The sequence below is a fragment of the Microbacterium sp. NPDC089696 genome (genome assembly GCF_044749125.1).
Classification (GTDB): domain Bacteria; phylum Actinomycetota; class Actinomycetes; order Actinomycetales; family Microbacteriaceae; genus Microbacterium.
In genome coordinates, this window is record NZ_JBIVHF010000002.1 from 356,878 (window position 1) to 382,852 (window position 25,975).

General features: G+C 69.8%; 26 protein-coding genes and 1 tRNA gene. 12 read left to right on the top strand and 15 right to left on the bottom strand.

What is annotated here, in order from left to right; translation table 11 throughout:
• Nucleotides 1-2 precede the first annotated feature (2 nt).
• Together ACIPY8_RS12025 and ACIPY8_RS12030 are read right to left on the bottom strand one after the other, a co-directional pair.
• On the bottom strand, nt 3-956 hold the full coding sequence (locus ACIPY8_RS12025) for an aldo/keto reductase (protein ID WP_400818386.1): 954 nt from the start codon (nt 954-956) through the stop codon (nt 3-5).
• 82 nt (nt 957-1,038) lie between these two features.
• Nucleotides 1,039-1,111: transfer RNA gene (locus tag ACIPY8_RS12030), tRNA-Thr, on the bottom strand.
• A 298-nt stretch (nt 1,112-1,409) separates the two neighbouring features.
• Between ACIPY8_RS12030 and ACIPY8_RS12035 the strand changes: the two genes are divergently transcribed.
• Nucleotides 1,410-1,844, top strand: a complete 435-nt coding sequence (locus ACIPY8_RS12035; protein WP_400818388.1) for a hypothetical protein — start codon at nt 1,410-1,412, stop codon at nt 1,842-1,844.
• Nucleotides 1,845-1,847: 3 nt separating this feature from the next.
• On the opposite strand, the gene ACIPY8_RS12040 is transcribed toward ACIPY8_RS12035, so the two are convergent.
• Complete coding sequence (locus ACIPY8_RS12040) at nt 1,848-2,804, bottom strand: DsbA family protein (RefSeq protein ID WP_400818390.1); 957 nt, start codon at nt 2,802-2,804, stop codon at nt 1,848-1,850.
• Between the two features lie 230 nt (nt 2,805-3,034).
• On the opposite strand from ACIPY8_RS12040, the gene ACIPY8_RS12045 reads away from it, so the two are divergent.
• Both ACIPY8_RS12045 and ACIPY8_RS12050 read left to right on the top strand, forming a co-directional pair.
• Entirely contained in the window at nt 3,035-4,138 is a 1,104-nt protein-coding gene (locus tag ACIPY8_RS12045; RefSeq protein ID WP_400818391.1) for an ABC transporter ATP-binding protein, read from the top strand.
• 79 nt (nt 4,139-4,217) lie between these two features.
• The gene (locus tag ACIPY8_RS12050) at nt 4,218-5,525 is read left to right on the top strand and encodes a DUF4032 domain-containing protein (RefSeq protein WP_400818394.1); all 1,308 of its coding nucleotides are present in this window, start codon (nt 4,218-4,220) and stop codon (nt 5,523-5,525) included.
• Between the two features lie 18 nt (nt 5,526-5,543).
• Here ACIPY8_RS12050 and ACIPY8_RS12055 read toward each other — a convergent pair whose 3' ends face one another.
• The 6 genes from ACIPY8_RS12055 to ACIPY8_RS12080 all read right to left on the bottom strand — a co-directional run bounded on the left by ACIPY8_RS12055 (nt 5,544) and on the right by ACIPY8_RS12080 (nt 11,010).
• On the bottom strand, nt 5,544-6,185 hold the full coding sequence (locus ACIPY8_RS12055; RefSeq protein WP_400818397.1) for an NAD(P)-dependent oxidoreductase: 642 nt from the start codon (nt 6,183-6,185) through the stop codon (nt 5,544-5,546).
• 12 nt (nt 6,186-6,197) lie between these two features.
• The gene (rlmB, locus tag ACIPY8_RS12060) at nt 6,198-7,199 is read right to left on the bottom strand and encodes a 23S rRNA (guanosine(2251)-2'-O)-methyltransferase RlmB (RefSeq protein WP_400818400.1); all 1,002 of its coding nucleotides are present in this window, start codon (nt 7,197-7,199) and stop codon (nt 6,198-6,200) included.
• Nucleotides 7,192-8,595, bottom strand: a complete 1,404-nt coding sequence (gene cysS, locus ACIPY8_RS12065; RefSeq protein ID WP_400818403.1) for a cysteine--tRNA ligase — start codon at nt 8,593-8,595, stop codon at nt 7,192-7,194. The genes rlmB and cysS overlap by 8 nt, the downstream gene beginning before the upstream one ends.
• A gap of 54 nt (nt 8,596-8,649) precedes the next feature.
• Nucleotides 8,650-9,240, bottom strand: coding sequence for a short chain dehydrogenase (locus ACIPY8_RS12070; RefSeq protein ID WP_400818405.1), 591 nt, complete (start codon nt 9,238-9,240; stop codon nt 8,650-8,652).
• Nucleotides 9,237-10,460 (bottom strand): 2-C-methyl-D-erythritol 4-phosphate cytidylyltransferase, encoded by a 1,224-nt coding sequence (gene ispD, locus ACIPY8_RS12075; RefSeq protein WP_400818408.1) that lies wholly within the window; start codon nt 10,458-10,460, stop codon nt 9,237-9,239. Before ispD ends, ACIPY8_RS12070 begins: the two co-directional genes overlap by 4 nt.
• A gap of 67 nt (nt 10,461-10,527) precedes the next feature.
• Nucleotides 10,528-11,010, bottom strand: coding sequence for a CarD family transcriptional regulator (locus tag ACIPY8_RS12080; protein WP_025104308.1), 483 nt, complete (start codon nt 11,008-11,010; stop codon nt 10,528-10,530).
• A 135-nt stretch (nt 11,011-11,145) separates the two neighbouring features.
• Between ACIPY8_RS12080 and ACIPY8_RS12085 the strand changes: the two genes are divergently transcribed.
• Nucleotides 11,146-11,673, top strand: coding sequence for a DNA modification methylase (locus ACIPY8_RS12085; RefSeq protein ID WP_400818412.1), 528 nt, complete (start codon nt 11,146-11,148; stop codon nt 11,671-11,673).
• Between the two features lie 67 nt (nt 11,674-11,740).
• Here ACIPY8_RS12085 and ACIPY8_RS12090 read toward each other — a convergent pair whose 3' ends face one another.
• Both ACIPY8_RS12090 and ACIPY8_RS12095 read right to left on the bottom strand, forming a co-directional pair.
• Nucleotides 11,741-12,424, bottom strand: coding sequence for a response regulator (locus ACIPY8_RS12090; RefSeq protein ID WP_400818415.1), 684 nt, complete (start codon nt 12,422-12,424; stop codon nt 11,741-11,743).
• Complete coding sequence (locus ACIPY8_RS12095) at nt 12,421-13,638, bottom strand: sensor histidine kinase (RefSeq protein WP_400818418.1); 1,218 nt, start codon at nt 13,636-13,638, stop codon at nt 12,421-12,423. The genes ACIPY8_RS12090 and ACIPY8_RS12095 overlap by 4 nt, the downstream gene beginning before the upstream one ends.
• A gap of 219 nt (nt 13,639-13,857) precedes the next feature.
• Between ACIPY8_RS12095 and phoU the strand changes: the two genes are divergently transcribed.
• Nucleotides 13,858-14,553: a phosphate signaling complex protein PhoU gene (phoU, locus tag ACIPY8_RS12100; RefSeq protein WP_400818420.1), complete on the top strand. Its 696-nt coding sequence runs from the start codon at nt 13,858-13,860 to the stop codon at nt 14,551-14,553.
• 83 nt (nt 14,554-14,636) lie between these two features.
• On the opposite strand, the gene ACIPY8_RS12105 is transcribed toward phoU, so the two are convergent.
• Nucleotides 14,637-15,386: a phosphoglyceromutase gene (locus tag ACIPY8_RS12105; RefSeq protein ID WP_400818423.1), complete on the bottom strand. Its 750-nt coding sequence runs from the start codon at nt 15,384-15,386 to the stop codon at nt 14,637-14,639.
• An 81-nt stretch (nt 15,387-15,467) separates the two neighbouring features.
• Here ACIPY8_RS12105 and ACIPY8_RS12110 point away from each other — a divergent pair, with 81 nt between their 5' ends.
• A complete protein-coding gene (locus ACIPY8_RS12110) occupies nt 15,468-16,301 on the top strand; it encodes a class I SAM-dependent methyltransferase (protein WP_400818425.1) in 834 nt (277 codons plus the stop codon).
• A gap of 24 nt (nt 16,302-16,325) precedes the next feature.
• Here the strand turns inward: ACIPY8_RS12110 and ACIPY8_RS12115 are convergent, their stop codons facing one another.
• The 3 genes from ACIPY8_RS12115 to ACIPY8_RS12125 all read right to left on the bottom strand — a co-directional run bounded on the left by ACIPY8_RS12115 (nt 16,326) and on the right by ACIPY8_RS12125 (nt 18,499).
• Nucleotides 16,326-17,447 carry a YgfZ/GcvT domain-containing protein gene (locus ACIPY8_RS12115; RefSeq protein ID WP_400818427.1) on the bottom strand — a complete coding sequence of 374 codons (1,122 nt, stop codon included), beginning with the start codon at nt 17,445-17,447 and terminating at the stop codon, nt 16,326-16,328.
• Nucleotide 17,448: 1 nt separating this feature from the next.
• Nucleotides 17,449-18,051: an FABP family protein gene (locus tag ACIPY8_RS12120; RefSeq protein ID WP_400818429.1), complete on the bottom strand. Its 603-nt coding sequence runs from the start codon at nt 18,049-18,051 to the stop codon at nt 17,449-17,451.
• 160 nt (nt 18,052-18,211) lie between these two features.
• Nucleotides 18,212-18,499, bottom strand: a complete 288-nt coding sequence (locus ACIPY8_RS12125; protein WP_400818431.1) for a hypothetical protein — start codon at nt 18,497-18,499, stop codon at nt 18,212-18,214.
• Nucleotides 18,500-18,590: 91 nt separating this feature from the next.
• On the opposite strand from ACIPY8_RS12125, the gene ACIPY8_RS12130 reads away from it, so the two are divergent.
• From ACIPY8_RS12130 to pstA, 6 genes are all read left to right on the top strand, one after another.
• Nucleotides 18,591-19,274: a winged-helix domain-containing protein gene (locus tag ACIPY8_RS12130; RefSeq protein ID WP_400818434.1), complete on the top strand. Its 684-nt coding sequence runs from the start codon at nt 18,591-18,593 to the stop codon at nt 19,272-19,274.
• A gap of 52 nt (nt 19,275-19,326) precedes the next feature.
• Nucleotides 19,327-21,492, top strand: coding sequence for an RNA degradosome polyphosphate kinase (locus tag ACIPY8_RS12135; protein ID WP_400818435.1), 2,166 nt, complete (start codon nt 19,327-19,329; stop codon nt 21,490-21,492).
• A complete protein-coding gene (locus tag ACIPY8_RS12140) occupies nt 21,489-22,472 on the top strand; it encodes an NUDIX domain-containing protein (protein WP_400818438.1) in 984 nt (327 codons plus the stop codon). Before ACIPY8_RS12135 ends, ACIPY8_RS12140 begins: the two co-directional genes overlap by 4 nt.
• Nucleotides 22,473-22,655: 183 nt before the next feature.
• Nucleotides 22,656-23,756 (top strand): phosphate ABC transporter substrate-binding protein PstS, encoded by a 1,101-nt coding sequence (pstS, locus tag ACIPY8_RS12145; RefSeq protein WP_400818441.1) that lies wholly within the window; start codon nt 22,656-22,658, stop codon nt 23,754-23,756.
• A 135-nt stretch (nt 23,757-23,891) separates the two neighbouring features.
• Nucleotides 23,892-24,857 (top strand): phosphate ABC transporter permease subunit PstC, encoded by a 966-nt coding sequence (gene pstC / locus ACIPY8_RS12150; protein WP_400818444.1) that lies wholly within the window; start codon nt 23,892-23,894, stop codon nt 24,855-24,857.
• Between the two features lies 1 nt (nt 24,858).
• Nucleotides 24,859-25,956 (top strand): phosphate ABC transporter permease PstA, encoded by a 1,098-nt coding sequence (gene pstA / locus ACIPY8_RS12155; RefSeq protein WP_400818447.1) that lies wholly within the window; start codon nt 24,859-24,861, stop codon nt 25,954-25,956.
• Nucleotides 25,957-25,975: the final 19 nt, after the last annotated feature.

Here is a 25,975-nt window from a genome sequence, read left to right on the forward strand (position 1 = left end):
TCTCAGTTCGAGGCGGAGGTCCATTCCGAGACGCGGTTCAGCGTCGCGATCTCGGCGGTCGTGAGGTCGAGACGCGCACCGGCCAGGAGGTCGGGGACCTGCTCTACCGTGCGCGCGCTCGCGATCGGCGCGACGACCGTGGGCTGTGCGCGCAACCACGCGAGCGCCGTGGCCGCGATCGAGGCGTCGTGCGCGGAGCCGATCTCCTCGAGCGCGTCGATGATCCGCAGACCGGCGTCCGTCGCGTACTTCGCGGCACCGCCCGCGCGCGGAGACGTCTGCCCCTCGGCATCCGTCGACCGGTACTTGCCGGTGAGGAAGCCGCTCGCGAGCGAGTAATACGGCACCAGGCCGAGTCCGAACTCCTCCGCGACCGGGATGATGGTCTCCTCGACGTCGTTGCGGTGCACGAGGTTGTAGTGCGGCTGGATGGCGACCGGGCGCGCGACGCCGAGACGGTCGGAGATCGCGATCCACTCGCGGATGCGCTCCGCCGTGTAGTTCGACACGGCGATGTTCCGCACGAGGCCGTCGGCGACGAGCGCGCCGAATGCGCCGACGGTCTCCTCGAGAGGCGTGCTCTCGTCGTCGAAGTGCGCGTAGTACAGGTCGATCGCGTCGACGCCGAGGCGTCCGAGCGAGGCCTCGGCGGCGCGGCGGACGTTGCCGGCGGCCAGTCCACGGAAGTCGGGATGCTGGCTCACCTTGGTCGCCACGACCACGTCGGAAGGCTTCCGCGAGGCGAGCCACGCGCCGATGATGGTCTCGCTCTCACCGCCGGAATTGCCGTCGATCCACGCGCTGTACGAGTCGGCGGTGTCGATGAAGTCGCCTCCACCGTCGACGAAGGCGTCGAGCACGGCGAAGGAGGCGTCGCGGTCGGCCGTCCAACCGAACACGTTGCCCCCGAGCGAGAGCGGGAAGACGGACAGGTCACTGGTTCCGATGCGAGTCATAGTCGGGACAACCCCTGCGGCGCATGGGGTATTTCGCATATGACGGAGTGTGTCGCACTGGCGTGCGACGGTCCGAGAACTGAGCCGACTACGGGACTCGAACCCGTAACCCCCGTATTACAAGTACGGTGCGCTACCAATTGCGCCAAGTCGGCGAACCGCGGAATCCCGCAGGTCGTGCCGGTTCGTCCGGTTCGGTGGTGACCGAGACCGCACGGACCACGCGCATTCGATTCGATCGGATGCGCACCTCCGAGTCTAGGGCGTCGGCGACTCGGTGCCCGTCCGCCGACTCCGAAATGGACGTCGCACCACGGGTGTGACATCATCCGCTGTGTGCAGAAGAGTCGGATGATCGTCATGTTGGCATCGATCGTCCTGCTCGCGGGTTGCACGGGTCCCGCGCCGACGTCATCAGGCGTACCGGAGACGCCGTCGACAGCGGAGGACATGATGACCGCCGACAGTGGCCTGCCCGAGGCCTCGGAAGCTTTCGCAGCGCACTTCACGGACCCGATCTACAACGACCCGGCCGATGAGTTCGCGCCTTTCGGCACCAACGAGGGCTGGAGCCTGCTCAACGAGTGGGCGGAGCGTCGCGACGAGCTCGACTCCGACACGACCGTCGCCGACCTGATCAGAGAGAGCGGATTCACGGAGTCGAATCTCGACGCGGAGACCCGCCCAGAGATCCCCAATCCCGGAGGATCAGTGGATGCGGCGACGATCGTCGTCAGCGCCGGCTTCACGCTGCTGCGGCTGACCGGCGACATCGACGAGGTCGGGCTCCGGCAGACGCTCGCGGCGCTCAACGTCCTCATCGGCTACTACGGATCGCCCGAGCAGCTCCTGATCCAGCGAAGCGATCTCGAGTCGTGGACTCCGTGAGAGCTACGACGCGGGAGGCGTCGTCGCGGTCGGCGTCGGCGTGGGCGACGGAGTCGCGGCGTCCTGCGAGGCGTCGTTCGAGACGGTGAGCACGAACTGCGAGAACTCCACCGGGTCGTCGAGCGCTCCGACGTAGGCCTCTCCGTTCACGACGATCATCGGCGCCGCGGTGAGCACGAGGTCGTCGGAGCCGACGAGCGGACCCTCGAGCGCGCGGGAGGTGGCCTCCTTGGCCCAGGAGACGTAGTCCTGATCCTGGATGCAGGAGCGCACGCTCTTGACGTTGTCGGCCCCGACCGCCCCGGCGATGTCCGCGAGGTCGGCGTCGGAGTACCCGTCGCTGTTGACCTCGGGCTGGTCGTCCAGCAGGTCGTGGTTGAACGCGTAGAACTGGGCGGGCGAGTGCGTCGCCACGCATGCGGCCGCGCCGGCTGCCCGCAGGGAGTACTTCGTGCCGTTAGAGCTCGCCGTGAGAAGCGCCACTGGGTGGTAGGTCACGGTCGCCGCGCCCTCGTTGATCCAGTTGACGAGCTGACGCGCGTTCGCGCGCTCGAACTCCCCGGCGTCCGGGGACAGGTAGTCGACGTAGACGTGGATGTCGACCGCGCTGGACGTCGTGGGCGCGGGCGTCGGGGTGGCCTCGGCCCCGGCATCCGTCGCGTCGGGGCTCGGCGTCGCCGAGAGGTCCTCGGATGCGACGGTCGCGCTGACGTCGGAGATGAGGATGCCGTCGTCGTCCATGCCGCCCGGCGTGAGCTGCGGCTTGGAGACCTGCGCGGAGACCGCGAGGGTCACAGCCGTGCCGATGGCTCCGACGGCGACGACCGCGATCGCGCCGACGATGATTCGTCGCATGAGGCGCGCCCTCGACTGCTGGGCGTGCACCTTCTGTGCCTTCTCCCGCACGGCCTCGCGCGAATTGCGAGGGGTGGGGACGTTCGGCGTCTCGTCGCTCGACATCGTTCCTCTTGACGGTCTCGGTGGGGCAGGGTGGCCCCGAGCGCCGATCGGGCGGCGCACGCCGTGTGATCACGGCCGACAACGATGCTAGCCAGCCTGGCTGAGAAATACCCAGACGCCCGGGATTCTGCCATACTGAATCCGACCCAAAGACGGGTCACGGCGGGTCGAACCGCCGCTCTATCACTACGGATCGTCCGGCACGTACCTGCCGGTGAAGGAGAAACACAATGGCATCTGTGACTTTCGACGAGGCCACCCGCCTCTACCCGGGCGGCACCCGTCCGGCCGTCGACAAGCTCAACCTCGAGGTCGGAGACGGCGAGTTCCTCGTCCTCGTCGGCCCCTCCGGTTGCGGTAAGTCCACCTCGCTCCGCATGCTCGCCGGCCTCGAAGAGGTCAACGCCGGCCGCATCCTCATCGGCGACCGCGACGTGACCGACGTCCCGCCGAAGGACCGCGACATCGCGATGGTGTTCCAGAACTACGCGCTGTACCCGCACATGACCGTCGCCGAGAACATGGGCTTCGCGCTCAAGATCGCCGGCGTCGGCAAGGAGGAGCGCGCCTCCCGCGTCCTCGAGGCCGCGAAGCTGCTCGACCTCGAGCAGTACCTGACCCGCAAGCCGAAGGCCCTCTCCGGCGGTCAGCGTCAGCGTGTCGCCATGGGCCGCGCGATCGTGCGCCAGCCGCAGGTGTTCCTCATGGACGAGCCGCTGTCGAACCTCGACGCCAAGCTCCGCGTGCAGACGCGTACGCAGATCGCTTCGCTGCAGCGTCGTCTCGGCGTCACCACGGTCTACGTCACGCACGACCAGACCGAGGCCCTCACCATGGGCGACCGCATCGCGGTCCTCAAGGACGGCCTCCTGCAGCAGGTCGGCTCGCCGCGCGACCTGTACGAGAAGCCGGAGAACGTGTTCGTCGCCGGATTCATCGGCTCCCCGGCCATGAACCTGTTCGGCGCCGACCTCGCCGACGGCGGTGTGCAGTTCGGCACCGAGGTCGTGCCGCTCGACCGCGACACCGTGGGCCGCGCGACCGGCTCGCAGGTCACGGTCGGTGTGCGTCCCGAGGACATCACCGTCGGCCCGGCCGACGGCAAGGGCCTCTCGGTCGTCGTCGACCTCGTCGAGGAGCTCGGCGCCGACGGCTACCTCTACGGTCACACCGACATCAACGGCAAGCGCACCGACCTCGTCGCGCGCGTCGACGGCCGCAACCACCCGAACGCGGGCGAGACCGTCACGCTGGCCGCCAACCCCGGCCACGTGCACGCGTTCGACCTCGAGTCGGGCGAGCGCCTGAACGACAAGCCGGTCGTCTCCGCCTGATCGGAACCGCTGACGCGGCGCGGGCTGACTTCGGTCACCCGCGCCGCTTCTGCTTCTCCCCCACATCCACTGGAGTCACATGCAGGACGCGCTGCGCATCACCGCGAGCTCGATCGATCCCGGGCTGCTCGCCCTGCCGTGGTCGACGCCGCTCGCCGCCTGGCCGTCCGAGAGCATCGTGTCGCTCCCGAAGGGTCTGTCGCGGCATCTCGTGCGTTTCGCGGACCTGTCGGGTCGGGTGGTCGCCGTCAAGGAGACGACCGACGAGATGGCCCGCCGCGAGTACGAGATGCTCGGCAACCTCGCCCGTCTGGACGTCCCGTGCGTCGACCGTGTGGCCGTGATCGCCGGCCGATCGGATGCCGAGGGGACGCCCCTCCCCGCCGCGCTGGTGACCTCGCACCTGCGGTTCTCCATGCCGTACCGGGCCCTGTTCACCCGTGTGCTGCGCCCCGACACCGCGAACAGGCTCGTGGACGCCCTGGCCGTGCTGCTCGTGCGCCTGCACAACGTGGGGTTCTACTGGGGTGACGTCTCGCTCTCGAACACGCTGTTCCGCCGGGATGCCGGTGCGTTCGCCGCCTACCTCGTCGACGCCGAGACAGGTGAGCTGCACGAGGAGGGCCTGACCGACGGCCAGCGGGCGTACGACCTCGACCTCGCGCGCACGAACATCGCCGGGGAGGTCATGGACCTCGCCGCGGGCGGGCGCCTGGAGCACGGTGTCGACGCGATCGCGATCGCCGACGGCATCGTGTCGTCATATCGCTCGCTGTGGGCCGAGCTCACGGCGCAGGAGTCGTTCGCCGCCGCAGAGACCTGGCGCATCACCGAGCGCGTCGAGCGTCTGAACGCGCTGGGCTTCGACATCGACGAGATGTCGATGTCGACGACGTCCGACGGGACGGTCGTGGAGATCCAGCCCAAGGTCGTGGATGCCGGGCATCACCAGCGCCGCCTGATCCGCCTCACCGGACTCGACGTCGAGGAGAACCAGGCCCGCCGCCTGCTGAATGATCTCGACGAGTTCCGCGCGCGCTCCACCAAGCAGTGGGCCGACGAGGAGATGTACGCGCACGAATGGCTGACCCGCGTGTTCGAGCCCGTCGTGCGCGCGATCCCCTACGAGCTGCGCGCCAAGCTCGAACCGGCCGAGGTGTTCCACCAGGTGCTCGAGCACCGGTGGTACCTCTCCCAGGCCCAGGGCCGTTCGGTGCCGCTCGCCGAGGTGCTCACCAGTTACATCAACGAGGTGCTGCGCCACCGTCGCGACGAGGCCACGATCATGGGACCGCCGACCGAGACCATGAGCCTGCCGGTCATCACGGGTGCGACCTCGGTGAGCGACGACACCGATGACGGGATCGATTGGCGCGACCTCGTCTGAGGTCGCGCGCCGCCCGCGTCAGTAGCCGACCGTGAACCGCTCGCGGTGGTGATTGCCCTGCTCGATCTCGTCGACCACGGCGATCGCGAAGTCCGCGCCCGAGATGAACGACTTCCCCTCGTCGTCGCGCACGAGCACGTCGCCGCCGTCGCGGTAGTGCCCGGTGCGCTCACCCTCGGCCCACGGGCCGAAGACCTCGGCCGGGTGGATGAAGAACCAGTCGAGACCGGCATCCGCCTGCTCCAGCAGCGCGAGCGAGTCGATGCCCACCTGTGCCTCGTGCTTGTACTCCTCGGGGAAGTCGAGGTCGAACAGACGCGGGCCGCCGGGGGCGACGTGGCTGCCTCCGGCACCGCCCACGACGCCGAGGCGCGTCGAGGTGTCGGCGAGTTCGGCGATGACGTGACGCAGCGCCTCGAGCACGTGGTCGGTCATGTCGCCGCGCGGCGAGAGCGCCGAGACCACGGCATCCGCCCCGTCGAACGCGCTCGCGAGGGACGCGATGTCGAGGGCCGAGCCCTGCACGTACGACGCACCGTCGACGGTGTCCGCCGGCACGGAGCGCGAGATCGCGATCACGTCGTGCCCACGATCCACCGCCTCGGCGACGATGTGCTTACCGGCGTAGCCGGTTCCTCCGAGGACGACGATGCGGGCCATGCGGGTACTCTCCTACTTCGCGTTGCGGATCGTGGACACCTGGTACAGCGCGACGGACGTCGCGATGCCGGCGTTCAAGGACTCGGTCACGGCCGAGATCGGGATGGAGACGATCTGGTCGCAGGTCTCGGCCACGAGGCGGGAGAGGCCCTTGCCCTCGGAGCCGGTGACGATGACGACGGGGCGGTCGGCGAGCTGCAGGTCGGGCAGCAGCACGTCGCCGTCGCCGTCGAGTCCGAGCACGAACACGCCCTGCTTCTTGAACTCCTTGAGCTGCGTGGTGAGGTTCGACGCGAGGGCGACGGGCACGCGCGCGGCCGCGCCGGCACTCGTCTTCCATGCGGCGGAGTTCACCCCGGCCGAGCGACGCTGCGGCAGGATGAGGCCGTGGCCGCCGAACGCGCCGGTGGAGCGGATGATCGCGCCGAGATTGCGCGGATCGGTGATGCCGTCGAGCGCCACGAACAGAGGGACCTCGCCCTTGTCGATGACCTGCTCGAGGAGGTCCTGCGGGTGCGCATACTCGTACGGCGGCACCTTGATCGCGACGCCCTGGTGCACGCCGTCGAAGCCCGCCATGCGGTCGAGCTCCTGACGCGTGACCTCCAGCACCGGGATGCCGCGGTTCGTCGCGATCGACAGCATCTCCTTGACGCGGTCGTCCATCTCGACGCGCTGCGCGATGTAGAACGCGGAGGCGGGGATCTTGGCGCGGAGCGCCTCGAGCACCGAATTGCGCCCGGTCACCGTCTCGGTGTCGGTCGTGTTGTCCTTGGCGCGAGCCGAACGGTTCGGGTTGCCGCCGGACGTCTGACGCCCACCCGGCTTGCCCCGCCCGCCCGCGGCGGCGTAGCGCTCGGCCGCGGCCTTGCGCTTGCCCGCGGGGTGCCAGGCGCGGTCCTCGGCCTTGGGCGTGGGTCCGCGCCCTTCGAGCGAGCTGCGCCCCTTGCCGCCGGAGCCCTTGGTGGGGCCCTTCTTGCCCTTGCCTGCTGAGGGGTTGCCTGGCTTAGCCATCGATACTCCAATGAGTTCCGGCCGGAGTGTCCTCCAGCGTGATTCCTGCGGCGGCGATCGCATCGCGGATGCGATCAGCCGCCGCCCAGTCCTTGTCGGCGCGCGCCTGCGCGCGCTGCGTGATCATCTCCTGAACGAGGGAGTCCAGGGCGGACGCGTGAGCGGTGGATGCCGTCGACGCGGAGGACGGCACGAGCCCCAGCACCGAGGTCATCGCGAGCACCGCCCGAGCCGCGTCCAGCGCGGTGTCTGCATCGCCCGCATCGAGGGCGGAGTTGCCGGCTCGCACGGCCTCGTGCACGACGGCCAGCGCCTGCGGCACGCCGAGGTCGTCGTCCATCGCGTCGGCGAACGCCGCGGGCAGACTCTGCGCCGCGAAGTAGCCGATGCCGCCGCCCGCGATCCGGCCGACCCGCTGCAGGAATCCGCCGATGCGTCCGAGCGCCGCCTCCGCCTCCGCCCATGACGAGTCGGTGAGGTCGAGGCTGGAGCGGTAGTGCGCGGCCGCGAGGGCGTAGCGCACCACCAGCGGATCGTGCTCCGTCAGGACGTCGGCGGCGAGGGTGAAGTTGCCGAGCGACTTCGACATCTTCTGCCCACCGACGGTCACGAGGCCGTTGTGCACCCAGTAGCGCGCGAAACCGAGACCCGCGGCGGTCGATTGGGCGAGCTCGTTCTCATGGTGAGGGAACCGGAGGTCGAGCCCGCCCCCGTGGATGTCGAAGGCGTCACCGAGGTAGCGACGTGACATGGCCGAGCACTCGATGTGCCAGCCCGGGCGACCCGCGCCCCAGGGTGACTGCCAGACGGCATCCACGGGCTCGTCGTCCTTGGCGCCCTTCCAGAGGGCGAAGTCCTGCGGGTTGCGCTTGCCGCGCGGATCGGCATCGGCCGCCGCCTCCATCGCGTCGACGGACTGATTGGTCAGGGCGCCGTAATCGGGCCAGGAGCGCACGTCGAAGTAGACGTCTCCGGAGCCGTCCGGCGCCGCGTACGCGTGCCCCCGCTCGATGAGGGTCGCGATCAGCTCCTGCATCTGCGGCACGGATGCCGTCGCGCGCGGCTCGTACGTCGGCGGCAGGATGCCGATCGCAGAATACGCCCGTGTGAACTCCTGCTCCATGCGGTACGCCAGCGCCCACCACGGCTCGGCATCGGTCGCGTTGGCGAGCACCTTGTCGTCGATGTCGGTGACGTTCCGCACGAAGGTGACCCGAGTGCCATCATGCGACAGCCAACGACGCAGCAGGTCGAAGCTCAGCGCCGCGCGCACGTGCCCGATGTGCGGGCCGGACTGCACCGTGGGTCCGCACACGTAGATCGAGACGTTCTCGGGATCGAGAGGCTCGAAGTCGCGCAGCTCTTGGGCGCGAGTGTCGTAAAGGCGGAGAGTCACCGGTCAAGCCTACCGGGCGCGGGATTCCCGAGTCTGGGGGTGCCCGATCGGCGGTCAGTCGACCGGGAGCACCTGACCGGTCTGCACACCGAGGACGCTCTTCGCGAAGGCCTGACCGACCCGGTGCGACGACACGGGAACGAAACCGGGGAACGACGAGTGATACGAGGGCGCGTCCTCCAGCACGGACGGGCTGACGGCGTTGATGCGGATGCCGCGGGGCAGCTCGGTCGCGGCCGCGATCACGAACGACTCGATCGCGCCGTTCACCAGCGAGGCCGCGGCCCCCGTCGCGATGGGCTCGCGCGCCAGGATGCCGGAGGTCAGGGTGAACGACCCGCCGTCGCGCACGAACGGCGTGCCGAGCCGGACGACGTCGACCTGCGCCAGGACCTTGCTGCGGAACGCGGACTCGTAGTCCTCGCGCGTGAGCTCGCCGAGCGGGCGGAACGCCACGCTGCCGAGTGCGACGACCACGGCATCCACCTCGCCGACCTCGGCGAACAGGCGAGCCACGGATGCCGGATCGACGGCGTCGACCGACGGCCGGCCGCTGCGCGAGGCCGCGACGATCTCATGGTCCTGCAGCGCGTCGACCGCGGTGCCTCCGACGAGTCCGTTCGCTCCGATGACGAGGATCCTCATGACTGCTCCTTCTGTCCGATGTGTGCGTTCTGGTCGTCCGCGAGCACCATCGCGATCGCGGTGACCGCGATGCCCTCGGAGCGTCCGGGGAAGCCCAGTCCGTCGGTCGTCGTGGCCGTGACGGAGACAGGCGCCCCGCCGAGCGCCGCGGAGAGCACCTGCTCGGCCTCGTCGCGACGCGCACTGAACCGCGGACGGTTGCCCTGGAACTGCACTGAGACGTTGCCGATGCGGAATCCGGCCTCCGTGAGCAGCTCTCGGGTCCGGGCGAGGAACACCTCGGCGTGCGCGCCGGCGTACTCGGGATGGGCCGTGCCGAAGTGCTCGCCGATGTCGCCGAGGCCGGCGGCTCCGAGCAGGGCGTCGACGATCGCGTGGGCGACCGCGTCTCCGTCGGAATGACCCGACAGCGGCTGCACCCCCGGCCACTCGAGGCCGGCGAGCCACAGGTTCCCCTCACCGCCGAACGCGTGCACGTCGGTGCCGATGCCCACCCGCGGCACCGTGATGGTCGGCGCGGCGACGGACGCGAGCAGGTGCCGCGCGCGGACGAGATCGTCGGGTGTCGTGATCTTGAATCCGCGCGCCGAGCCGTCGATGTGCCGCACCGGGTGACCGGCGGCCGCGAACAGCGCCGCATCGTCGGTGTACTCGACGCCGTCTCTCTCGGCGCGGGCGTACGCCTTCTCGAGGAGCGCGCGCGGGAACCCCTGCGGCGTCTGCGCGGCCGCGAGCGAGGAGCGGTCGACCGGGGCCACCACGAGCGCCCCGTCCACCCGCTTGAGCGTGTCGATCACGGGGAGCGTCGGGAGTATCCCGGTCTCCGCGTCGACGGCGGCGACCACGGCGTCGATCAGCGCGGGCGGCGTGAGCGCGCGCGCGGCGTCGTGCACGAGCACGGTGCGCACGTCGCCCCACAGCGCGTGGAGGCCGGCCGCGACCGACTGCTGGCGGGTGCTCCCGCCGGTGACCACGCGCGCCAGGTCGATGCGGTCGCCCGCGGCGGCACGGACCTCGGTCTCGGCGTCGCCCTCGAAGCCCGCGGGCGCCACCACGATGACCTGGGCCGGAGCCGCGGCGAACACCCCGTCGAGCGCGTGCCGCAGGATCGAGTGGGCGTCGATGCCGACGAACGCCTTGGGCGCACCGGCATCCAGTCGGGTCCCCGATCCGGCGGCGACGACGATGATGGCGGCGGTCGGGACGGGAAGCATGCTCACGCCTTCACGTTACCCGTGCAGACGAAGAAGGCGGATGCCGCAGCATCCGCCTTCTCTCGAGATCCGCTCAGGACGCGAGGACCTCGTCGAGCAGCGCGCCCGCCTTGTCCTCGTCGATCTTCTCGGCGAGAGCCAGCTCGGAGATGAGGATCTGGCGCGCCTTGGCGAGCATCCGCTTCTCCCCCGCGGAGAGACCGCGGTCCTGGTCACGGCGCCACAGGTCGCGCACGACCTCGCTCACCTTGATGACGTCACCCGAGGCGAGCTTCTCGAGGTTCGCCTTGTAGCGGCGCGACCAGTTGGTCGGCTCCTCGGTGAACGGGGCACGCAGCACCTCGAACACATGGTCGAGGCCCTCCTTGCCGATCACATCGCGCACCCCCACGAGATCGACGTTCTCAGCGGGGACCTCGATGATGAGGTCTCCCTGAGTGACGTTGAGCTTCAGGTACTTCTTCGTCTCGCCCTTGATGACGCGCTCCTTGACCTCGATGATGGTCGCAGCGCCATGGTGCGGATAGACGACGGTCTCGCCAACCTCAAAAAGCATAAAAACGTGTCCTTTCGGCAACCTCAAGGATACCACAGGGGATATGCGCTAAGGTTCGCGCCCCGGCGTCCACGGAGCCGGTCGCGCATGCGCATAGAATGGATGCGGATATCCCGTCGGACCTCAGGAGGACCCGTGAAATCGCGCCTTGTCGCGTCTGCCGCTCTCAGCGCCCTCGTTCTTCTCGGCGCGACGGGCTGCACGTTCATCACGCCGCAGTCGACGAAGATCGAGTACTCCGCCTCGGACGGCGTGAACGTCTCCGACGCCGACGGCCCCCTCGACGTGCGCAACGCGTTCATCGTCGCGAACGAGGACGGCTCCGTGGGCAACTTCATCGGCGCGGTCGTCAACCCGACCACCGAGAAGGCCACGCTCACGATCACGCTCGCGGGCATCGACCCGTTCACCGTGACCGTTCCGGCGGGCAAGACCATCAGCTTCGGCGCCGACGAGGAGCCCCTGCGCATCGTCGACCTCGACTCGATGCCCGGCTCGACCGTCGAGGTGCACTTCCAGTCCGGCGACGGCACGGGCACCAAGGCCGAGATCCCGGTGCTCGACGGCGCCCTCCCCTACTACAAGGACCTCGTGCCCAGCACGGCGGAGAGCACGCCGGAGCCGGTCCCGACCGACACCGCGGCTCCCGCCCCCGAGAACTGACCCGCACCGCTCCGCGGACGCGAAGAGGCCGGCACCCACGGGTGCCGGCCTCTTCGCTGTTCCGAGGTCAGCCCTCGAAGCGGTAGCCGAGTCCGCGCACCGTCACGAGCATGACCGGCTCCCCGGGGTTCTCCTCGATCCGGGAGCGGATGCGCTTGATGTGCACGTCGAGCGTCTTGGTGTCGCCGAAGTAGTCGCTCCCCCACACCCGGTCGATCAGCTGCCCGCGCGTGAGCACGCGACCCGAGTTGCGCATGAGCACCTCGAGCAGCTCGAACTCCTTGAGCGGCATGTTGATCTGCTCGCCGGCGACCGAGACCGTGTGGCGGTCGATGTCGAGGCTCACACGACCGCCGTCGAGCACCCGCTCGTCGAGCTCGCTGTCGGCCTGCACGACGCGACGCAGCACGGCGCGCATGCGCGCGAGCAGTTCGCGCGAAGAGTACGGCTTGGTGACGTAGTCGTCGGCGCCGAGCTCGAGACCCACCACGATGTCGACCTCGGAGTCCTTGGCCGTCAGCATGATGATCGGCACGGCCGACGTCGAGCGGATCTGACGGCACACCTCCGTGCCGGGCATCCCCGGCAGCATGAGATCGAGCAGCACCACGTCGGCGCCGCGCTCGCGGAACGCCGTGAGGGCGCCGGGGCCGTCCTCGGCGATCTCCACCTCGTAGCCCTCGCGGCGCAGCAGGTACGCCAGCGGGTCGGCGAGGTCGGGTTCGTCTTCGACGAGAAGGATGCGGGTCATGCGTTCTCTCCGTTTCGGACGCGAGCCGCGGTCTTGGCCGCCTTGCGCTCGCGCTTCTTCTTGCTCTTCTTGTCCTTCGCGAGGTGTGCGGGCGCCTCGATCATGGGAAGCCGGATGGTGAAGGTCGATCCGCGGCCGGGGCGCGACCACAGCAGCACCTCGCCGCCGTGACGCTGGGTCGCGTGCTTGACGATCGAGAGGCCGAGGCCCGTGCCGCCGGTGCGTCGCGAACGAGCCTCGTCGGCGCGGTAGAAGCGCTCGAAGATACGCTCGCGGTCCGCCTCTGAGATGCCGATCCCCTGATCGGAGACCGCGATCTCGACGACGTCGCCGTCGGCCTTGACGCCGACGCCGATGCGCGAACCCTTCGGCGAGTAGACGATCGCGTTGGCGATGAGGTTGCCGAACGCCTCGATCAGGATCTGCGAGTCGCCGTGCACCCAGACGCCGCGGTCGCCTCCGCGGGCGATCTCGACCCCGGCGGAGTCGGCCTGCACGGCGTGGGCCTCGATCGCCGAGGCGAGCACCTCGTCGATCGACACCGCGCGTGCCGAGGAGAGGGCGTCGTCCGTCTGCAGACGCGACAGGCTCATGATGCGCCCCGTGAGCTGGCCCAGCCGCACGGCCTCCGCCGAGATGCGCGTCGCGAAATGGCGCACCTGGTGGGCGTCGTCCGCCGCGGACTCGATCGCCTCGGCCAGCAGGGTGATCGCACCCACCGGGGTCTTGAGCTCGTGGCTGGTGTTCGCGACGAAGTCGCGGCGCATCTGGTCGAGGCGCTCCTGCTCCGTGACGTCGCGGATCATGAGGAGGGTCATCCGGGGGCTGATCGCACTGGCCCGGGCCGAGACCAGCCGGGGGTCGAGGCTGAGTCCGCCGCGCGTGATGCGCAGCGACTCGGTGACCGAGCTCCCGTCGGCGCGCAGACTGCGCAGCAGTTGGCGCAACTCCGGGTTCTCGAGCGGGGCGCCGACCTCGATGTCGAAGCGCGTCGCGGCCTTGGAGGCGGCGAGCACGAGACCGGAGGGGTCCACCACGCAGGCGGCGTCGTCCATGCTGCCCAGCACCGCCGTCACGCCGTCGGGGACGACGAGCGACTCCTCGTCCGCGATCCGGGCCCGCGTGCGGTAGGCCCACGCCACGACCAACGACAGTCCTACGCCGATCGCGAGGCCGACGAACAGCGCGAACAGCGCGATCTGCGGCAGGGTCATGACACCAGCGTAGAGTGCGTTCACCTGCCGCACGGCGGGTTCGCCCTCTGCCGACGGAAGCGGAGAAGTACTATTCACGTGCTGGGCACCGTTCGTTAACCTTCGGGGCAGAGAATCCCTTTCGGGCCTGTGCGAGAGCGAGGTCCTCCTCTCGCGCGGACGACTCAGCCGTCTCGCGCTGGCCTGACAGCCGAGACCCGAATGAAAGGTTGCGCCCCAATGCGCGAAGTCTTCCACCAGTCCCTCGAGGATCTGCAGTCCCGTCTGGTCGAGATCGCCGACCTCGTCACGGTGTCGATCGACAAGGCCACCCGCGCGTTCGCGACGAGCGACGTCGCCCTGGCCGAAGAGGTCATCGCCGACGACGCGAAGATCGACGAGCTGGCCGTCGCCCTCGACGAGCAGGCCATCGAGATCCTCGCCCGCCAGCAGCCCGTGGCGCGCGACCTCCGCATCGTCGTGTTCGCCCTGCGTGTGAGCGCCTCGCTCGAGCGCATGGGCGACATGTCCGAGCACATCGCGCAGCTCGCGCGACTCCGCTTCCCCGAGCGGGCCATCCCGAAGGGCCTCAAGGGCACGTTCGTGAAGATGGGCGAGCTGGACGTCGAGATCTCCCGCACGCTCACCGAGCTGCTGCGCACGCAGGACCTGAAGTTCGCCGACGCGATCCGCAACGCGGACGACGACGTCGACGAGCTGCACGCCAGCGTCTTCGAGAAGGTCCTCAGCGACAACTGGAAGGGCGAGACGACCGCGACGGTCGACGCGACCCTCGCGAGCCGCTACCACGAGCGCTTCGCCGACCACGCGGTCGCCGTCGCCAAGAAGGTCGTCTACCTGGCGACCGGCGACTGGCAGGCCGGCGAGGACGACATCGCCCTCGCCGCCGAGCAGCAGAACCTCGGGCACGCCTGACCCGCTGACAGGTAGCACGGAAGGGGGCGGATGCCGATCGGCATCCGCCCCCTTCGTGCTTCGCTGTTACTTCTTGCCCTGCCTTACTTCTTGCCCTGGGCGGCGACGGCTGCGGCACCCGCTGCAGCGGCCTCGGGGTCGAGGTAGCGGCCGGGACCGGTCGGGACGTTGTCCTCGTCGAGCTCGTAGACCAGCGGGATGCCGGTGGGGATGTTCAGCTCGGCGATGTCGGCGTCGCTGATGCCCTCGAGGTGCTTCACCAGCCCGCGCAGCGAGTTGCCGTGCGCCGTCACGAGCACCGTCTTGCCGGCCTCGAGGTCGGGGACGATCGCGCCCTCCCAGTAGGGCAGCAGGCGGTCGATGACGAGCTTGAGCGACTCGGTCCGGGGGACCTCGCCGTCGATGCCCGCGTAGCGCGGGTCGTTCACCTGGCTGAACTCGCTGTCGTCGTCGAGCACGGGCGGCGGCACGTCGAACGAGCGGCGCCACAGCTGGAACTGCTCGGGACCGAACTCCTCGAGCGTCTGCGCCTTGTCCTTGCCCTGCAGCGCGCCGTAGTGACGCTCGTTGAGGCGCCAGGAGCGGGTCACGGGGATCCACAGACGGTCGGCGGCGTCGAGGGCGATGTTCGCGGTCTGGATCGCGCGGCTCAGCAGCGAGGTGTGCAGCACGTCGGGAAGGATGCCGGCCTCGGCGAGGAGCTCGCCGCCGCGCTGCGCCTCCGCCTTGCCCTGCTCGTTCAGGCGGACGTCCACCCAGCCGGTGAAGAGGTTCAGTTCGTTCCACTCGCTCCGGCCGTGACGGAGCAGGATCAGGGTGCGCTTCGCAGTCATGCCGCCAGTTTATCGGCGGAGCGTCGTGACGACGCCCCGGTTTCGGCGCGTGACCGCGCGTGCGGCTGGGACAATGGAGGCATGGCGTCCTCTCCCCTCGGTCGGCCCACCCGCGGCACCACGGGGACCAACCGCCTGCGCCGCAACGACCGCTGGATCGCGGCGTCGCGGGCGTTCCTCCGCTCCTCGGACCCGCTCGTGATCGACCTGGGGTACGGCGCGAGCGGCGTGACCGCGTTCGAGCTCGCGACCCGTCTGCAGCGCGTGCGGACGGACGCCGAGGTGCGCGGCCTCGAGATCGATCCGGAGCGGGTCGCGACCGCCGATGCGCAGCTCGTCGACGTGCGGGCGGGGCGCACGCCGTTCTCGCCGGACCTGCGGGTGTCGTTCGCCCGCGGGGGCTTCGAGGTGCCGCTCCCGGACGGACGACGCCCCGCCGTGATCCGCGCCATGAACGTGCTGCGCCAGTACGACGAGGCCGACGTCGCGGGAGCCTGGCGCACCGTCGCCGCGCGTCTCGCACCCGAGGGGCTCCTCGTGGAGGGCACCTGCGACGAGATCGGCCGCATCGCGAGCTGGGTCGACGTGGACGCCGCCGGCACTCCGCAGCGCTTCACGATCTCGCTGCGCCTCGCCGAGCTCGAGCATCCGGGGATCGTCGCCGAGCGACTGCCGAAGGCGCTCATCCACCGCAACGTCCCGGGGGAGCGCGTGCATGCTCTTCTGTCCGACCTCGACCGGGAGTGGGACAGGGCCGCGGCGCTGTCGACGTTCGGTGCGACGCAGCGGTTCCTCGCCGCAGTGGCCGCGCTGCGCGATCAGGGGTGGCCGATCGAGGGAAGCCGGACGCGGTGGCGGCTGGGCGAACTGACGCTGCCGTGGGATGCGGTGGCTCCGCCCCCTCCCGCTCGTTGAGCGAGCGCAGCGAGACGAAACGCGTCAGACGGCGTGACGCGGATCCGGTGCGCTGGGCCGACGGGACAGCCGCGTCAGACGCGGGATGTCGGCCACGGATCCGGCATCCGCGGGCACGATGACCTGCTGCGCGGCGGCGATGTCCCCGCCGTCGGCGCGCACGACCAGGTCGCCCACCGGGGCGCGACGCGACAGGATCGCGAGCGCGATGGGGCCGTCCTCATGATGACGCGCGGCCGACGTGATGTGGCCCACCTCGTCGTCTCCCGCGAACACGGGGTCGCCGGGCGACGGGAGCACCGCGTCGCTGCCGTCGAGGTGCAGGGCGGCCAGTCGGCGGGGCGGGTGCCCGAGGTTGTGGACCTTCGCGACGGTCTCCTGACCGCGGTAGCAGCCCTTGTCGAGGTGCACGGCCGTGCGGATCCAGTCGGACTCGTGCGGCAGCGAGCGCTCGTCGACCTCGGCCGACCAGCGGGGACGCCACGCCGCGATGCGCAGCGCCTCCGTCGCGAGGAGGCCGGCGAGGTCCTCGGCGCCGAGCGTCGCGGCGAGCGCGTCCGCAGCCTCGTGGGTCACGATCGCGACGCGCCAGGCGAGGTCGGCGCCGGGGTGCTCGGCGATCACGGCGTACTGATGCCCGCCGACGCTCACGCGCTGCCACGGGTCCGCCCAGACGAGCGCCGTGCCCGCGGGGCGTGCGGCGGCATCGGTGGCACGCACCGCCGCTGTGCCGCCGTCGACGAAGCCGAGGAGCGCGAGATCGGGGCGCAGCTCGACCGTCGCCTGCGTGCGGAACTTCATGCGCTGCAGCCAGGTCGCGAGCCCGTCGGCATCCGCGGCGTCGGCGATGAGCCAGGTGGACGATCCGTCGTCGAGGACCCCGGCCGCGTGCTCGACGCGACCCTGCGGGTCGAGCACGAGCAGCTCGGTGCTCTCCCCCGGAGCGATACGGCCGAGGGCCTGCGAGGTGATCGAGTCCAACCAGCCCAGCCGCTCGGGTCCTGCCACCTCGATCACGGTGCGGTCGTCGAGCGGGGCGAGGGCGTGACCCGACGCCAGGCGGCGCTGTTCGCGGAACACGTCGCCGAAGTGGTCCACCCCGTGCTCGCCGGCGACGGCTCCGTCGATCTCGCGGAACCCGGTCATGTCAGATCTTCGCCAGCCGCGCCGAGGCGTGCGAGCGCAGCGTGGTCCCGAGGGCGGCGATGTCCCAGGCCCAGAGGAGGTGGTTGTCGACGAGACCGTACATGCGCGTCGCCGACCCGTAGTCCTTCGCGCCCGCTGCGCGCACCACGGCGTCCGTGGCGATGTCGATGCGGGGGCCGTTGATCTCCCCAAGGTACAGCTCGAGCATCCCGTCGGCGTGCGCGAGGGAGACCTCGATCGGGAAGCCACCGGAGGCGGCGCGGAGCGCTTCGACATCGTCGACGCCGCGCGGGGTCGTCTCGGCGAGAGGCGGGAGGAGACCGGGGCCCGCGTCAGAATCGGTCGCGGGGCGACTCAGCCGCCAGAAGCCGCTCTCGGCAACGAGCGGAACGGACGTCGCCCCCTCGTCGCGCGTGAAGATCGCCGTCGCGGCGTAGTTCAGGAACGGGCCGCCGTCGTGGCTGAAGCTCACGCGATGCGTGAACTCGCCCTGCAGCCGCTCGTCACCGACCGGGTAGTCGATGACACCTGTGCCCTCCCAGACGCCGAGCAGCCACGAGAGCGGCGCGAGGTCGGCGGGGAGGTCAGTGGGGAGCTCGAGCACGGTGGGCTCAGCGCTGGCCGCGGAAGAGGTTGCGAAGCACGACGACCGAGACGAACACGATCGCGAGGCTCGCCAGGCCCAGCAGGCCGATGAAGAAGAGTTCGAGAGCCATGAGGTCCATGACCACCACACTACCCTTCGCGCGGACGGCTGTCGCGCGTCAGGAGACCAGCGCCGCGAGACCGAAGCCCACGGAGATGACGCCCATCACGAGGAGCGCGCCGAGCGCGCCGCCGCCCACGCGCAGGATGAAGCCCTGCGTGCGGCCGTACCAGAGCTGTACCGCGAAGGACAGGAGCACGACTCCGCCGAACGCCACGAGCAGCCACGGCACCCGCCAGGCCTCCGGCACGAAGACGCCGACCGCGATCGCCGCCGCGAATGCGACGACCCACACGACGAACACGCCGATGAATGCGTTGCGCGGCGCGAGGGCAGGTTCCGTCATGAGTCCATTGTCACCCATGGGCGCGAATCGCACCTCTTCGTGGCCGGTATCATGGCCCCACGGCGTCCCCCGCCGTCCGGAAGGAGTGCGCGTGGCCCAGCTGCTGGTGTTGACCAATGCTCCGATCGCGGAGCAGGTCCTCCCCGCTCTGGAGCTCCTCAGCCACCGCGTTCGGCAGATCCCCGCCGAGCCCGCGCAGCTCGTCAGCGCCCCGGACTACGACGTGGTGATCGTCGACGGCCGCCAGGATCTCGTCGGCGCCAAGTCGCTCTGCCGCCTCCTGCGGGCCGCGGGTCAGGACGCCCCGCTGCTGCTCGTCGTCACCGAGGGCGGCATGAGCGCGCTGTCGGGCGACTGGGGGATCGACGACGTGCTGCTCGCCGACGCCGGTCCCGCCGAGGCCGATGCGCGCGTGAGGCTCGCGATCGCGCGACGCGACGAGGTGGCGGAGCCGACGCGCGTGCAGGCCTCGGGCGTGACGATCGACGAGCAGTCCTACTCGGCCAAGCTGCACGGCCGCCCGCTCGACCTCACGTACAAGGAGTTCCAGCTCCTGCACTTCCTCGCCACGCATCCGTCGCGGGTGTTCACGCGCGAGCAGCTGCTCAGCGAGGTCTGGGGCTACGACTACTTCGGCGGTACGAGGACGGTGGACGTGCACGTGCGCCGCCTGCGCGCGAAGCTCGGCGACCAGGAGCAGATCATCGGCACCGTGCGCAACGTCGGCTACCGCTTCAACGTGCACGACGACGAGACGGTGCCGGCGACGCGCTGACCGAGCGGTTCCGTTCACACGCGCGTCACCTCACGGTGCTTAGATGTACCCCATGATCGATCCCGCTCTCGCCGACGCAGGTCTCGGCGACGCCGAAGACGACGACTTCGATGCCATCGAGGCGCCGGACGCGCTCCTGCCCGACCACCGCTACATCGACCGCGAGCTGAGCTGGCTCGCGTTCAACCAGCGCGTGCTCGAGCTGGCCGAGGACCCGTCGCTCCCCGAGCTCGAACGGGCCAACTTCCTCGCCATCTTCGCGAGCAACCTCGACGAGTTCTTCATGGTCCGCGTCGCCGGTCTCAAGCGCCGCATCGTGACGGGCCTCGCCGTGCCGACGAACATCGGCCGCTCCCCCGTCGACGCGCTCGCCGACATCTCCCGCGAGGCGCACGCGCTGCAGCTCCGCCACGCCGACGCGTGGAGGTCGCTCGTGCGCCCCGCCCTCGCCGACGCCGGCGTCGAGATCACCGACTGGTCCGACCTGACGGACGACGAGCGCTCGGGCCTCACCGAGTACTTCCAGCTGCAGGTGTTCCCCGTGCTCATGCCGCTCGCGGTCGACCCGGCCCACCCTTTCCCGTACATCTCCGGCCTGTCGCTGAACCTCGCGATCCGCATCCGCAACGCCCGCACCGGACGCCAGGAGTTCGCGCGCCTCAAGGTGCCGCCCATGCTGCCGCGCTTCGTCGAGGTTCCCGGCTCCGGGGAGATCAAGCGCTTCCTGCGCCTCGAGGAGCTCATCGCCAACCACCTCGGCGACCTGTTCCCGGGCATGGAGGTCCTCGACCACCACGCGTTCCGCCTGACCCGCAACGAGGACGTCGTGATCGAGGAGGACGAGAGCGAGAACCTCATCCAGGCCCTCGAGGCCGAGTTGCGTCTTCGTCGGTTCGGACCGCCGATCCGCCTGGAGATCACGGACGACATGGACGAGGTCACGATGGACCTCCTCGTCCGCGAGCTCGACATCACCGACCAGGAGGTATACCGCCTTCCCGGGCCGCTCGACCTGCGCGGTCTGTTCGACCTGTCGCGCATCGACCGTCCCGACCTGCGCTACCCGCCGCACCTGCCGACGACCCCGGTGGCGTTCCAGCCGGGCGGCAACGAGACCCGTGCCGACATGTTCAAGGCGATCCGCAAGGCCGACGTGCTCGTGCACCACCCGTACGAGTCGTTCACGACCAGCGTCGTCGCGTTCCTCGAGCAGGCCGCACGCGACCCGCACGTGCTCGCGATCAAGCAGACCCTGTACCGCACCTCGGGCGACAGCCCGATCGTGCAGGCGCTGATCGACGCGGCCGAGGCCGGCAAGCAGGTCCTCGCTCTCGTCGAGGTCAAGGCCCGCTTCGACGAGGCCAACAACATCGTGTGGGCGCGCAAGCTCGAGAAGGCCGGCGTGCACGTCGTCTACGGCCTCGTCGGGCTGAAGACGCACTGCAAGCTCGCGCTCGTGATCCGCGAGGAGGAGGGCGTGCTGCGCCACTACTCGCACATCGGCACGGGCAACTACAACCCGAAGACCAGCCGCATCTACGAGGACTTCGGCCTGTTCACGGCCGACCCGCAGGTCGGCAAGGACCTCACGCGCCTGTTCAACGAGCTCAGCGGCTACGCCATCGAGAAGAAGTTCAAGCGCCTGCTCGTCGCTCCGCTGCACCTGCGCAAGGGACTCATCCGGCAGATCGACCACGAGCGTCGCAACGCCGAGAACGGCAAGCCGGCCAGCATCCGCATCAAGGTCAACTCGATGGTCGACGAGGAGATCATCGACGCGCTGTATCGCGCGAGCGCGGCGGGCGTGAAGGTCGACGTGTGGGTGCGCGGCATCTGCAGCCTCCGCACGGACCTCGAGGGCATCAGCGACAACATCACGGTGCGCAGCATCCTCGGCCGCTACCTCGAGCACTCGCGGATCTTCGCCTTCCACAACGACGGCGACCCGCAGATCCACATCGGCAGCGCCGACATGATGCACCGCAACCTCGACCGCCGCGTCGAGGCCCTCGTGCGCGTGACCGACCCGAACCACATGAAGGAGCTGCTCGCGTTCTTCGATCTCGCGCTCGACCCCGGCACCACGTCGTGGCACCTGGGCGCGGAGGGCGTGTGGACGCGCCACGCCGAGGATGCCGAGGGCAAGCCCCTGATCGACCTGCAGGATAAGACCATGGGGTTGATCCAGCGGCGGCGCCGCGCGCGGGCGGTCCGATGACGGTTCGGCAGGCGCCGGTGAAGGGCGCGACCCGTGCGAAGTGGACGGACAAGGCCGTGTACGCGGCCGGCGCCGTCGTCTGGCGCATCGTCGACGACAAGCTGCGCATCCTCCTGATCCACCGCACGAAGTACCGCGACATCACCCTGCCCAAGGGCAAGGTCGACCCCGGCGAGATGCTCGCCGAGACCGCGGTGCGCGAGGTGCACGAGGAGACCGGCATCCGCGTCTCACTCGGTGTGCCCGTGGGCGTGAGCAGGTACCACCTGCCCTCGAACAAGCAGAAGGTCGTGCACTACTGGGCGGCCGAGGCGACCGACGACGCCGTGCGCGCGTCGACGTTCGTGCCGAACCGCGAGATCGCGGCCCTCGAGTGGGTGAGCATCAAGAAGGCGCGGGCGCGTCTGAGCTACCCGGTCGACCTCGAGATCCTCGACTTCTTCGCCAAGCTCGTCGACGACGGCGTGCTGCGCACGTTCCCGGTCGTCGCACTGCGCCACGCCAAGGCGCTGCCCCGCTCCGACTGGGACGGCGCGGACGCCGCCCGGCCGCTGACCGAGCGGGGATTCCGCCAGGCCGAGTCGATCGTCGGCCCGCTGCGCGCGTTCGGCGTGCGCAAGATCGTCACGAGCGACGCCGTGCGCTGCGTGCAGACCGTCACGCCGCTCGCGAAGGCGCTCGACCGCAAGCCCGTGAAGACCGGGGACATCAGCCAGGATGCGTGGGAGGACGGCGTCTCCGACCTGCGGTCCGTGGTCGGCCGCCGCGTGCGGGCCGGAAAGCCCGCCGTGATCTGCAGCCACGGGCCGGTGCTCCCCGGCATCCTCTCGGAGATCGCTCTCGCCACCGGGACGATGCACGGGTCGTACATCGGCAGCGCCGCCGACCTCGAACCCGGTGCCTTCTCCGTCGTGCACCTGTCGGCATCCCATCCCGGCTCGGGGATCATCGCGATCGAGACGCACGTCCCGCAGGTCTGATCCCGGCCTCGATCCCTGTCGTGGAGAGGGATCGCGGCCCGTCGGTGCGGCTTCTCGAATCCAGAGAGTCGCCGGTCGTTCACCTTCCGTTCACCTGCGCGGTCGAGTCTCGTTAACCGCCGCACTTAGCGTCACTGTGTGCCCTGCACCGGGCCCCACCCATCCATGATCGAAGGATCCACAGTGAAGATCTCCCGAATCGCACGTATCGGCGCCATCGGCGCCGTCGCCGCTCTCGCTCTCGCCGGCTGTGCCGCGAACGAAGGCGGCAGCGGGTCGACCGACGCCCCCACCGACTCCACGCTGTCCGGCAGCCTCGACGCCACCGGCGCCTCCTCGCAGGAGGCCGCCCAGCAGTCCTGGGTCGCCGCCTTCCAGACCGCCAACCCCGACGTGACCGTGAACTACACGGCGACGGGTTCGGGCACCGGCCGCGAGAACTTCATCGCCGGCTCCTCCAACTTCATCGGCTCGGACCGCGCGTTCAACGCCGACGAGCTCGCCAAGGGCGGCTTCGGCTCCTGCGCGTCCGACGAGATCGTCGAGATCCCCGTCTACATCTCCCCGGTCGCCGTCGCATTCAACCTCGACGGCATCGAAGAGCTGAACCTCGACGGCAAGACCATCGCGGGCATCTTCGCGGGCACCATCACCAAGTGGAACGACCCGGCGATCGCGGACCAGAACGAGGGCGTCGAGCTGCCCGACCAGGCGATCGTCCCCGTGCACCGCGCCGACGCCTCGGGCACGCAGGAGACGTTCACCAAGTACCTCAGCGCCGTCGCCCCCGACGTGTGGACCTACGAGGCCAGCGACGAGTGGCCGCTCTCGACCGGTGAGGCCGGCGACGGCACCTCGGGTGTCGTCGACGCGATCACCAACGGCTCGGGCTACATCGGCTTCGCCGACGCCTCGCGCACCTCGGAGCTCGGCCAGGTCGCCGTGCAGGTCGAGGGCGAGTACGTCGCGTACTCCGCCGAGGCCGCTGCCGCGCTCGTCGAGGCCTCGCCGCTCGAGGAGGGCCGTTCGGACCACGACCTCGCGTTCGCGGTCGACCCCGCCGCCGCCCCGGCCGGCTCGTACCCGATCGCGCTCGTCTCCTACCTCATCGGCTGCGTCGAGTACGACGACGCCGAGACCGCCGGACTCGTGAAGGCGTACTTCCAGTACGTCGCCTCGGCCGAGGGCCAGGATGCAGCCGCCGAGGCCGCGGGCAGCGCCCCGATCTCGGACAGCCTGCGCGACCAGATCAACACCGCGATCGACGCGATCGTCACCGAGTGATCGGACGCTCAGCCACTCGCTGAGCTCCGGTCCCGGCGCCCCCGGGTGTCGGTCGACAGGATCTCGACCGACACCCGGGGGCACCCGCATGAGAACACCCGACAGCCCCTCAGAGCACACCGTGGAGCCGCGCAGATGACCACCACCCAGGCGGGACCCGACACCCGCTCCCCCCAGTCGCGCACCGCGCTGCGCCGGCGGGGCGACCTCGTCTTCTCCGGCACCGCGCTCGGCGCCGGCATCGTCATCCTCATCACCCTCGCCGCGGTCGCGATCTTCCTGATCGTGCAGGCGATCCCGGCGCTCTCGCCCGACACCTCGAACAACCACATCCTCGAGGGGCAGTCGTTCCTGTCCTGGGTGTGGCCCTTCGTGTTCGGCACGCTGTGGTCGAGCCTCATCGCGCTGATCATCGCGGCACCAATCGCGATCGGCATCGCCCTCTTCATCTCGCACTACGCCCCGCGCCGCCTCGCCGGCGTACTGGGCTACATCATCGACCTGCTCGCGGCGGTGCCCTCGGTCGTGTTCGGCCTCTGGGGCGCCCTCACCTTCGCTCCGATGCTCGTGCCCTTCTACAAGTGGCTGAACGAGAACCTCGGCTGGATCCCGATCTTCGGCGGCACGCCCTCCGGCACCGGCAAGACGATCCTCACGGCGTCGCTCGTGCTCGCCGTCATGATCCTCCCGATCATGACCGCCATCTGCCGCGAGGTCTTCCTGCAGACGCCGAAGCTGCACGAGGAGGCCGCCCTGGCCCTCGGCGCCACGCGCTGGGAGATGGTCCGCATGGCCGTGCTCCCCTTCGCCCGCAGCGGCATGGTCTCGGGCGCGATGCTCGGCCTCGGCCGCGCTCTCGGCGAGACGATGGCCGTGACCCTCGTGCTCTCGCCCCTCGGCATCATCACCTTCAACCTGATCAACCCGGAGAACCCGACGACGATCCCCGCGATCATCGCCCTCCGGTTCCCGGAAGCCCACGACGAGGGCGTCAACACGCTCATCGCCGCGGGTCTGATCCTGTTCATCGTGACCTTCGCGGTCAACTTCATCGCCCGCTGGATCGTCTCGCGTCGCGCCGAGTTCTCGGGAGCCAACTGACATGACCGCCACCCTGACCCCCACCCCGGTCGCGGCGACCACGCACACCACCTCGGCGGGCCATCTGCCGAAGTGGGGACCCTGGGCCCTGCTCGGCGTCGCCTTCACGGTCTCCGCGGCGATCTTCGCCTTCATGAACGCCGGTGGGGATCCCGCCGACTTCAACATCGCCCTCACGCTCGTCGTGGGCCTGCTTTTCTACATGGTCCTGATCTTCGTGATCTCCTCCGTGGTCGAGAGCCGCCGGCACGCTGTCGACCGCCTCATGACGGCCCTGGTCTCCGGTGCCTTCGTGGTGGCGCTCCTCCCGCTCATCTCGCTGCTCTACACGGTGGTCGTCAACGGCCTGATGCGCTTCGACGGCGAGTTCTTCAGCTTCTCGATGCGCAACATCGTGGGCGAGGGCGGCGGCGCCGTGCATGCGATCTGGGGCACGCTGCTCATCACGCTCGGTGCGACGATCATCTCGGTGCCGATCGGTCTCATGACCTCGATCTACCTGGTCGAGTACGGCGAGGGCCGCAAGCTCGCGCGGGGCATCACGTTCCTCGTGGATGTCATGACCGGCATCCCCTCGATCGTCGCCGGTCTGTTCATCTACTCGGTGTTCGCCCTGATCGTCGGCCCCGGCACCCGGATGGGCATCATGGGCTCCCTCGCACTGTCGGTGCTGATGATCCCGGTCGTGGTGCGTGGCTCCGAGGAACTGCTGCGCATCGTCCCGAACGAGCTGCGCGAGGCGGCGTACGCGCTCGGTGTGCCGAAGTGGCTGACGATCCTCAAGGTCGTGCTCCCGACGGCGATCGCCGGCATCACGACGTCGATCATGCTCGCGATCTCGCGCGTGATCGGCGAGACGGCCCCGCTGCTGCTCACGGTCGGCATCGTGCAGGGCATGAACACCAACATGTTCAGCGGGCAGATGGCGACATTGCCGGTGTTCTCGTACATGCAAGCGAAGTACCCCGGCATCCCGGTCGACGCCTACCTCGACCGCGCCTGGGCCGCCGCCCTGACCCTGATCGTGATCGTCATGGTGCTCAACCTCCTGGCGAGGATCATCGCCAAGGTGTTCGCCCCCAAGACTGCCGGCCGCTGAGCCGTTCCCACCCGACAGA

Coding starts and splice junctions, on each gene's coding strand:
- ACIPY8_RS12025 (WP_400818386.1), bottom strand. CDS start 956: ATGACTCGCATCGGAACCAGTGACCTGTCCGTCTTCCCGCTCTCGCTC.
- ACIPY8_RS12035 (WP_400818388.1), top strand. CDS start 1,410: ATGACCGCCGACAGTGGCCTGCCCGAGGCCTCGGAAGCTTTCGCAGCG.
- ACIPY8_RS12040 (WP_400818390.1), bottom strand. CDS start 2,804: ATGTCGAGCGACGAGACGCCGAACGTCCCCACCCCTCGCAATTCGCGC.
- ACIPY8_RS12045 (WP_400818391.1), top strand. CDS start 3,035: ATGGCATCTGTGACTTTCGACGAGGCCACCCGCCTCTACCCGGGCGGC.
- ACIPY8_RS12050 (WP_400818394.1), top strand. CDS start 4,218: ATGCAGGACGCGCTGCGCATCACCGCGAGCTCGATCGATCCCGGGCTG.
- ACIPY8_RS12055 (WP_400818397.1), bottom strand. CDS start 6,185: ATGGCCCGCATCGTCGTCCTCGGAGGAACCGGCTACGCCGGTAAGCAC.
- rlmB (WP_400818400.1), bottom strand. CDS start 7,199: ATGGCTAAGCCAGGCAACCCCTCAGCAGGCAAGGGCAAGAAGGGCCCC.
- ACIPY8_RS12070 (WP_400818405.1), bottom strand. CDS start 9,240: ATGAGGATCCTCGTCATCGGAGCGAACGGACTCGTCGGAGGCACCGCG.
- ACIPY8_RS12080 (WP_025104308.1), bottom strand. CDS start 11,010: ATGCTTTTTGAGGTTGGCGAGACCGTCGTCTATCCGCACCATGGCGCT.
- ACIPY8_RS12090 (WP_400818415.1), bottom strand. CDS start 12,424: ATGACCCGCATCCTTCTCGTCGAAGACGAACCCGACCTCGCCGACCCG.
- ACIPY8_RS12095 (WP_400818418.1), bottom strand. CDS start 13,638: ATGACCCTGCCGCAGATCGCGCTGTTCGCGCTGTTCGTCGGCCTCGCG.
- phoU (WP_400818420.1), top strand. CDS start 13,858: ATGCGCGAAGTCTTCCACCAGTCCCTCGAGGATCTGCAGTCCCGTCTG.
- ACIPY8_RS12105 (WP_400818423.1), bottom strand. CDS start 15,386: ATGACTGCGAAGCGCACCCTGATCCTGCTCCGTCACGGCCGGAGCGAG.
- ACIPY8_RS12110 (WP_400818425.1), top strand. CDS start 15,468: ATGGCGTCCTCTCCCCTCGGTCGGCCCACCCGCGGCACCACGGGGACC.
- ACIPY8_RS12115 (WP_400818427.1), bottom strand. CDS start 17,447: ATGACCGGGTTCCGCGAGATCGACGGAGCCGTCGCCGGCGAGCACGGG.
- ACIPY8_RS12125 (WP_400818431.1), bottom strand. CDS start 18,499: ATGACGGAACCTGCCCTCGCGCCGCGCAACGCATTCATCGGCGTGTTC.
- ACIPY8_RS12135 (WP_400818435.1), top strand. CDS start 19,327: ATGATCGATCCCGCTCTCGCCGACGCAGGTCTCGGCGACGCCGAAGAC.
- ACIPY8_RS12140 (WP_400818438.1), top strand. CDS start 21,489: ATGACGGTTCGGCAGGCGCCGGTGAAGGGCGCGACCCGTGCGAAGTGG.
- pstC (WP_400818444.1), top strand. CDS start 23,892: ATGACCACCACCCAGGCGGGACCCGACACCCGCTCCCCCCAGTCGCGC.
- pstA (WP_400818447.1), top strand. CDS start 24,859: ATGACCGCCACCCTGACCCCCACCCCGGTCGCGGCGACCACGCACACC.